Here is a 7678-nt window from a genome sequence, read left to right on the forward strand (position 1 = left end):
CATGCCAATAGCTGATGCGGCGGACAAAATATCGCCCTCATCGAACTCAATCCCTTGCAAAGTAAGTATTTGTTTGATTTTTTCCATTGCTTGTTTCTTATATGGTACTACACCACTAATATAGTCTATATTAGCTTCATATCACATAAGAACCTAAAAATATTTATTTGTAGGGTTCTTGTCCCATAACCAATCTCATTTGATAATCTGGGTGATTAAATATGGATGCAACAATGCCTAGAACAAAAGCACAGGGAATGACCAGGATTGAACTTTACGTGCCGACAGCACTATTTGAAGAAGCGGAGGAACTGGCCGAGTTTGAGGGTTGGAAATTATCAGAATTACACCGTGTATTTTGGGAAAACGGTTTTGGCGTTTATGTTGAACGCAGTAACAAGAGAATGATTAACAAACGCTTGAGAGACAAAATTTCCCCTGACGTTGCCAATCAAGGAGAAGAAGAGTAATTTTCGCGCCCAGGTTAAACCTGGGCATTATTGAAGTAAAGGGAGCAACAAAATATGCAAAATATTGAAGAAGCATACAGTCTTGCTTGGGTGAAAACAGCTTGTGAACATATTTTAGGTAAGAATATTTGTCAAAGAACTTGGCGTAACTGCCTAAGAATATGTGGCGTTCAGCCTTACAAGAGAGAAGTCAAGCTCAAAGAGTGCTGCTATTTATTAGGACTGATATATCTGAAACGTCAAAACCCTTTCAAAAAGTATTCTTTATCTGACGTTTCATTATTACTGATGAAGGATAAAGCACGATTTACCAATTTTGGCATTGATTTAGAAAATCTGGAATTTCCACTTTTAGGGCGAGAATTACCGGACTATATCTATGAGCAAATAGGCTACAAAGTTAGTTTGCGAACCCTCTACCGTTGGGCATCTAAACGCCGTATTCCTTTCTCTAAGTTACGCATCATTAACCAAAAAGAATTGAGTCGATGGCTAGAATTAGCAAGCAAGTATAGCGAACGCGTAGTAACGACTTAGCTTTTTTAATACATTCACTCTTCGACCATCATTAGACTTTTTAATGAACTAGTGTGCCATTAGATTGACTTGCTGCATGTCAATCTATGTCAATCTAATGGATTTTGCTCTAGATACTGGCGTACTCCCGCGCTCATAGCTACAAGGTTTGGTTGTATACTTTTCCCTAAAAAATCTTCGACTACATGAGCAATTGTACTTGTGAGAAAGAATGGTACTCCCTTGATTTGTTTCGCGTCAATCACTAGTTCACCACGGCTTTCAATTACTGTACTATTACCATCTTGCAAAAAGCGATTTTTGCCAGAACACTTAACTGCTTCTGTAAAAGCGTGAGTTTCAATACGCCATTCAACTGTCAAATCTGCCTGATTCCAGGTATTATATTCTGTCCAAGAAAGCATATCTTCACTGAGCAGAACTCTTGCTGCTGCTGGAATTTCACTACCACCGTGCCATTCATTGACAGTATAAATATTACTGCCTGCTTCCCTACGTGATAAAAGTGTGATCTGACGCACGTTTGGCATATAGGGAACTAGTTCAACTAGTTGGTCACGATAGGTAGCATAAACCAGGGAGCGTGGAAAAGCAATTTTGGTATCAGCACAGATGAGCATTAATTAATACCATATTTAAATATAGAAATAACGGGGAATTACTAAGAGTTTAGCGAGCGTAAATGAGGTTTTTTTGGTTGATCCGCCTAAATTTTGGTTAAAACATCATCTATATTTTACAGCCGCATCGGGTCACAAAGTGGCATGAAAAAGCAGCAAGGTCTGCCGTGACATCTAAAAGCCTTACTGTGTATAGATGTCACAGAAAGCAGCAAGATTGGGTAAAACTCTAGAACCCTTGCTATTAAAGGAATGTCACAAAAAGCGGCATGGTAAAATTATGAACTCGGTGTCACTTGAAAGCACTCAAAGCCATACAGGATGGGTGTCACAAAGGAAGTGGCAGGGTTGACGAAAAAAAATAGGGATGAAAAAAAGCCCCAAAAACAGAGCTTTTTTATAAAGTGGGATCAAGAGCCATTGTTCTTTTTAGGCTAGATAGACGGTTATGCTGTTGATTGCTCGTCCTGATAAAATATGGTTCATGGGCAATTTTAGTGCTATGCGAACAAAAGTAGAACTAATTCGCGGTCAAGATAACAGGATTGTGGAAGCAGATTTAGTGGAGCTAGCGCAAAAGCACGTCGATGATTATGCTAACAAGTGGAAAGAACAATTAAAACTGCACGAGCAATCAGACAAATTTTGGGACTGGGAGTTTAAACTGGAGTTTGTCATTAATAGACAAGCAAACCGTGAAGGCTATGCTATTGAATATGAAAATGAAACTCAAGGGTTAATGCTGATTGAAACCCAAATGCACGGTTCTCGCTTGGTAGAGGGGAAACGTTTGGTATACATTGATGGCATAGCTACCGCACCTTGGAATCGGGCATACGTCCAGCGTCCCCCCAAATTGAAAGGTGTTGGAACTGCATTTTTGGCGTTTGCTAGAACTTGTAGTTTAGAGCTAGGTTATGAGGGGAGAGTAGGATTGCATTCACTACCTGGAGTAGAAGAATTTTATGATAGCCAAGGCATGATTGATGTAGGAGAGGATGAAGATTACGATGAACTAGTTTATTTTGAGTATGGAGTTTTTCGTTCTCCTGAGTAAGATAGCAAAGGTAAGTAGATGAGCCAGCAGGAACACAGTGAAAATCAAAGCACCTTTAACCAAGAAAATGCAGTAAATCCAATGGGTTTATTATTTGATGAAGAATGGTTGCGAAAAGGTGTTGAAGCTGAGGATAAAGTTGGTGGCAACATTGGGGCTGGATTAGATTGGGGTTCAGCATTTGGCTCCTTAATAGGCAATCTAGAACTTTTGGGACGTTTCACAACGTTGCGTATTTCTCTAAATAGAGAAGTGCGGTTACTACTGAATAATTGGAATTTAGGCACAGCTACGAAAATTGCAGTCATTGCTGCAAGAGAAAGAATACTTGAAAAATTTAGATTGCCGACACCAGAAGTAAGAGAATACATACTTGCTACTCTGGAAAATGATCAGCTTTATGACGAAGAATTTATTTCTGATCAAGAGATACTGCACGAACTGCTTGGGTTGTTATTAAAACAAGAAGATTGGGAGATCATTGGAGCAGTTGCAGCAGATTCGTTAAAGAAAGAAATTATACATAAAGCTGTTGGTGAGAAGATTTCAGCATAGTCAAGCTCATCGCAATAATCCTATTTGAATTACTTTTTTGTTTTGTCAACAAGTGTGTGCTGTTTAACCTAGCCTTTCTTCTAGGTTTCCAATATTTAGACTTTGTGGGACGATTAAGTCGGTATTTAAACTCAGCTTAAACATTTTGTTTTGAAATGTGATCTAAATTCATCACTACACACAGGAGTGCTTAATCATGGTGCAGGACGAACTAAAGAACAAAGTAGCTTTGATTACTGGTGCAAATAAAGGTCTTGGGCTGGAAATGAGCCGTCAACTCGGACAATATGGATTGACAATTTTGATAGCAGCTCGTAGTTTAGATGCGGCTAAAACCGCAGCGAGTAATTTGGAGAACGAAGGAATAATAGCTCACCCAATTTCCCTGGATGTCACTGATAGTACTCAAATTGAATCTGCTATTCAACAAATTAGTAACTCTTTTGGTAAACTTGATGTCTTGATCAATAACGCAGGCGTGTTTTTAGATGGTGACTGGTTAACCAGTAATGCTAGTTCTATTTCTGTAGACATTATTCGACAGACATTTAACACCAACTTTTTTGGCTTAGTGGAATTAACTCAACGAGTATTGCCGTTAATATTGAATAGCCCTAGCGGTCGAATTGTAAATATGTCGAGTATTGAAGCCTCGTTAACACTTCATGCTGACCCCAATTCATTCATCTATGATTCCAAACCATTTGCTTACAATGCTTCTAAGGCAGCAGTGAACTCATTTACGATTCATTTAGCTCATGAGTTACGCAATACTCCAGTGAAGATTAATAGCGCTCATCCGGGTTGGGTAAAAACGGAATTAGGTGGTGAAGGTGCGATGATGGACATCGCATCAGGTGCGAAAACTGGTGTTAAATTAGCGATATTGCCGAATGATGTCCCCAGTGGTGGTTTTTTCCATCTTGGGGAACCAGTAGCTTGGTAACTTATGCCACCACTTGAAGTCGTAGCATAAGTTATTAGTCATTACGCGAATTTCTCACGATTTTTGTACACTCGATACTATTGACCAAGACGGTGAACGGCGATTTATCTCATTCATTTAATATGAGATCAATCGCCGTCTTTTGTAGAAAATCGGCTCTAACTCTGGTCAAGCCATCTATTATTAGAGGTGCTTCTTAGTAAGTGGATACTGACTTAAGCATTGGATATTGCCCCCAACTGGTGCTTGAGAATTAGTATTTTACACTGATACGCTTCAATCTCTGCTTCAAGTTCAGCACGCAATTCAATTAGTGTAAGCGGATGAATTTTCTCCTCTTCAAGATGTGCCACTTCTGAGAAATCGTTTTTATCCAGCACAGCATAACGCCAAGATTCGGTACATAAACCAGTTAGTAGATTATTGGGTGGATAATACTGAACCCCTACAATCATCCCCTGCTTGGTTCTTTGTCCTAACGAGTATTTTGGTGATGTCCAGTGATTCGGGATGGTGACAACTTTTGAAGCTTCCATGCTATTGCTCCTATCTTTGTTTTGATTGTGTTTGTACTACTCGCTGCTGCCTTTTATCTACCAAAATCTGACCGATGGTTCCTCCAGTACCCAGCCCTAACATGGCTGTAGTAATCGTGTACATTGTATTTCTGCCAAAAATTTGCACTTTAATGTACCCAATGGCAGTAGCTGCCACTATCCCACTGATTCCTTTGACAATCTGATTGCGTTTCATAGAGGCTTCCTTTGGTTTACTTGCAGGGTAAGCAAATACTTTCGACATTCCTCCGCTCCCCGATAAATCAGCAAGCGCAACGCATGGATCTCTTGGATGAAGGAGTTACAGTTTTGGGCGATTTCCGGTATCAATTCCTGTTGCGATCGCACATAATCTTGATGATGTTGTTCTAGCAGTTCAATCTTGGAGTTGAGATGCTGCGGGTATTCCATCATCTGGATGCAACCAGTGACAAAAGCTTTCAGTAGGAGTAGATTGTTAAACTCGATCCGTCCGTCTGGAAATTCCAGATAGACTCGTCCAGTTTGCATATCTCTGTCCCATTCAATACCCAAACCTTGAAGTTTTCCGAGTAATGGCAAAAGTTCGTATTGTTCTATTACTGGTTCTGGTTTTAACTTGGTAAACATGAAAAGTTTCTCCTATTAGTTCTTTTTTGTTGGGACAAATTTTACTAATCTTGGCAATCTCTATTAGCCAGCAGCCTGTTGCTTCTCAAAAGACTTTTCCTGTTTACTGTTGAGTTGCCTGCTGTACACAATCAATTGCATCCACTATTTCTTCCCAAACATTGAACGCATCATTTAGGACTACATCGTTTGATGTAGAAAAATACTCGGACGATTGAAGCCTGCGATAATCCTTACTACTCCCCACAAGCCGCAATGTATATTGACATCCTTGCAATATAGCCCGAATCTCTGATGTAGTTAACTTGATTTCCATCGTTATCTATCCCCTAAAATTTATCTCGTTGAATACTGAGGCTTGCTCCGACCAAAGAACTGCCTAAGAAGACGGAAAAACTAACCAACATTGCACCCAAGCAGATATTTTTTTGCTGCTCCCACCCAGAGATGATTATGTTAGGGTTATTAGTCTCGATAATCTCCAGCCCCCAGCATCCCATTGCTCCAACTCCCGAAAATCCAGTCAAGAGCAGAGAGATAATTGCAGTTGTTTCTATAGTGCGGTCAATAAAAATCCTGGGGTTGAATCTTCTCCTAGTACGGCGGCGAGGAACCATTTTACTCTTGTGGTCTAATTGAGATTGATAAACAACTTGTTTGTGATTAGTCATTTGGAATCCTCCAATTGAACATAGAAACCTGCACCTGTATTCGTAATCTTTACCTTTCTTTGATTGACCAAGGTTTGAATCACACTAAGACTAAAGTTGATGGTGCATAATCGTGCGCTACCACCATAACGACGAAGGTATTGTATGCACAATGAGGAATGGTCGGCAGGAGTGGAATGAGTGGATTTTCTCGGCATAATCTTGACTATGACTCTATGATTTGTAAATGATGCGAATTGAAAAAAATTCCTTGACCAAGGGGTATATCTGGGAAATGAACGCAAACCATACCGTGTGCTGAATACTGAATTACTGTACCTGTTTGCCCTAATCTAGGGTCTTTTTCTGCAACTGTTTTAATGACTTTAACAATTGAATTAATTGGTGGAAGATTAGCCATTTTTAATCCTTGGTTGAACAGCCTGATATGGAAGTACATCTGGTGAGTTGTGACTTTAATGCTGAAAGTGGTTTATCGTTTGATAAACTTGGTTTATGTTTGATAGCACTTGCAAATTTATCGCTGAAATGTATTCTCCCGATTTCGCCACTTGGCTATTAGGAGAACCGATTACTTTAACCAAATTAAGTCCTACAGAATTGTCTTTAGAACCTATTCGTGCTGATGCTTTAATCTTGCTGCAATCAGATGAAGTTGTTCTCCACATTGAATTTCAGACCAAACCCGATGACGATATGCCGTTTCGGATGGCTGATTACCGTTTGAGAGTGTATCGCCGTTTTCCCAATAAACGAATGCATCAAGTAGTAATTTACTTAGCCAAAACTGAATCAGAGAAGGTGTATCAAACTACTTTTACTACTGAAAGTTTACGACATGAATTTTCAGTGATTCGTTTGTGGGAGCAGCCTCCAGATATATTTCTGGCGGCACCAGGATTACTGCCGTTTGCGGTTTTGAGTGCTACTGAGAACAAAGTTGCGACATTACAACTTGAGGCTGCGGCTGTTGACAAAATTGCTGACAGGCGGAAACAAAGTAATATTGCTGCCGCCTCTGCAATTCTGGCTGGGTTAGTATTAGAACAAGAAGTAATTGGACGTTTATTTAGGAAGGACATAATGCGCGAATCTGTCATTTACCAACAAATTAAAACCGAAGGTGAAGAAGAAGGGAGTGATAAAAAAGCTCGTCAAATTGCTGTCAATATGCTGGCAGAAGGGATGACTGTTGATGCGATCGCTCGGGTTACTGGTTTATCAGTAGAAGTAGTGCAACAATTACAGCAGGAATAATCCGAGAAGCAAGAGTAATTTTGCTACTGTCCCTGTACTGAATCGGCTCAACGAGGGCTGTGTTTCAAGCCCCGATTTTCTCCGATACTCAGTGGCGATGGTCACTTGTTGACAAGAATGCCTCTTTGTTTGATGAGCATAATTGCTCTTTATGCAGAACCAGCGTTTCTAAGAGAACGTTAAGATTGCTGCCGAATGTATTCTTCTTGAAGTATGATTTCTCTTCTCAATTCAGTTCAGGCAATTGTGCAAGCGCTCCTTCCATCCACACTTGAATCGCTTCCATTTCGGAAACACCTCGCAATAAGTAGCTAGGCGCAATTAAATATAAGACGCTCAAGGTGTTTGAGTCGATGGGGAGTATTATCTCCCGCACCTCTCAGTTAAATCTGGGCGTGC

General features: G+C 40.1%; 13 protein-coding genes. 6 read left to right on the forward strand and 7 right to left on the reverse strand.

Annotation, left to right across the window (positions count from 1 at the left end):
* Window positions 1–233 precede the first annotated feature (233 nt).
* Window positions 234–470, forward strand: a complete 237-nt coding sequence (locus tag V7K41_RS01370; protein ID WP_334845371.1) for a hypothetical protein — start codon at window positions 234–236, stop codon at window positions 468–470.
* Window positions 471–524: 54 nt separating this feature from the next.
* On the forward strand, window positions 525–1007 hold the full coding sequence (locus V7K41_RS01375) for a helix-turn-helix domain-containing protein (protein ID WP_334845372.1): 483 nt from the start codon (window positions 525–527) through the stop codon (window positions 1005–1007).
* 89 nt (window positions 1008–1096) lie between these two features.
* Here the strand turns inward: V7K41_RS01375 and V7K41_RS01380 are convergent, their stop codons facing one another.
* Window positions 1097–1627 carry a hypothetical protein gene (locus V7K41_RS01380; protein ID WP_334845373.1) on the reverse strand — a complete coding sequence of 177 codons (531 nt, stop codon included), beginning with the start codon at window positions 1625–1627 and terminating at the stop codon, window positions 1097–1099.
* A gap of 502 nt (window positions 1628–2129) precedes the next feature.
* Between V7K41_RS01380 and V7K41_RS01385 the strand changes: the two genes are divergently transcribed.
* The 3 genes from V7K41_RS01385 to V7K41_RS01395 all read left to right on the forward strand — a co-directional run bounded on the left by V7K41_RS01385 (window position 2130) and on the right by V7K41_RS01395 (window position 4185).
* Entirely contained in the window at window positions 2130–2684 is a 555-nt protein-coding gene (locus V7K41_RS01385; RefSeq protein WP_334845383.1) for a GNAT family N-acetyltransferase, read from the forward strand.
* Window positions 2685–2702: 18 nt separating this feature from the next.
* A complete protein-coding gene (locus V7K41_RS01390) occupies window positions 2703–3239 on the forward strand; it encodes a hypothetical protein (RefSeq protein WP_334845374.1) in 537 nt (178 codons plus the stop codon).
* Between the two features lie 196 nt (window positions 3240–3435).
* Entirely contained in the window at window positions 3436–4185 is a 750-nt protein-coding gene (locus V7K41_RS01395; protein WP_334845375.1) for an SDR family oxidoreductase, read from the forward strand.
* 215 nt (window positions 4186–4400) lie between these two features.
* Here the strand turns inward: V7K41_RS01395 and V7K41_RS01400 are convergent, their stop codons facing one another.
* The 6 genes from V7K41_RS01400 to V7K41_RS01425 all read right to left on the reverse strand — a co-directional run bounded on the left by V7K41_RS01400 (window position 4401) and on the right by V7K41_RS01425 (window position 6422).
* Window positions 4401–4721, reverse strand: coding sequence for a hypothetical protein (locus tag V7K41_RS01400; protein ID WP_334845376.1), 321 nt, complete (start codon window positions 4719–4721; stop codon window positions 4401–4403).
* Between the two features lie 10 nt (window positions 4722–4731).
* Window positions 4732–4938 carry a hypothetical protein gene (locus V7K41_RS01405; RefSeq protein WP_334845377.1) on the reverse strand — a complete coding sequence of 69 codons (207 nt, stop codon included), beginning with the start codon at window positions 4936–4938 and terminating at the stop codon, window positions 4732–4734.
* Window positions 4935–5351 (reverse strand): hypothetical protein, encoded by a 417-nt coding sequence (locus V7K41_RS01410; RefSeq protein ID WP_334845378.1) that lies wholly within the window; start codon window positions 5349–5351, stop codon window positions 4935–4937. Before V7K41_RS01410 ends, V7K41_RS01405 begins: the two co-directional genes overlap by 4 nt.
* Before the next feature lie 103 nt (window positions 5352–5454).
* Complete coding sequence (locus tag V7K41_RS01415) at window positions 5455–5667, reverse strand: hypothetical protein (protein ID WP_334845379.1); 213 nt, start codon at window positions 5665–5667, stop codon at window positions 5455–5457.
* A 13-nt stretch (window positions 5668–5680) separates the two neighbouring features.
* On the reverse strand, window positions 5681–6022 hold the full coding sequence (locus tag V7K41_RS01420) for a hypothetical protein (RefSeq protein ID WP_334845380.1): 342 nt from the start codon (window positions 6020–6022) through the stop codon (window positions 5681–5683).
* 205 nt (window positions 6023–6227) lie between these two features.
* The gene (locus V7K41_RS01425; RefSeq protein ID WP_334845381.1) at window positions 6228–6422 is read right to left on the reverse strand and encodes a hypothetical protein; all 195 of its coding nucleotides are present in this window, start codon (window positions 6420–6422) and stop codon (window positions 6228–6230) included.
* Between the two features lie 95 nt (window positions 6423–6517).
* On the opposite strand from V7K41_RS01425, the gene V7K41_RS01430 reads away from it, so the two are divergent.
* The gene (locus tag V7K41_RS01430) at window positions 6518–7279 is read left to right on the forward strand and encodes an Rpn family recombination-promoting nuclease/putative transposase (protein ID WP_334845382.1); all 762 of its coding nucleotides are present in this window, start codon (window positions 6518–6520) and stop codon (window positions 7277–7279) included.
* Window positions 7280–7678 lie beyond the last annotated feature (399 nt).

The sequence above is a fragment of the Nostoc sp. genome, from assembly GCF_036917415.1.
Lineage (GTDB): Bacteria > Cyanobacteriota > Cyanobacteriia > Cyanobacteriales > Nostocaceae > Nostoc.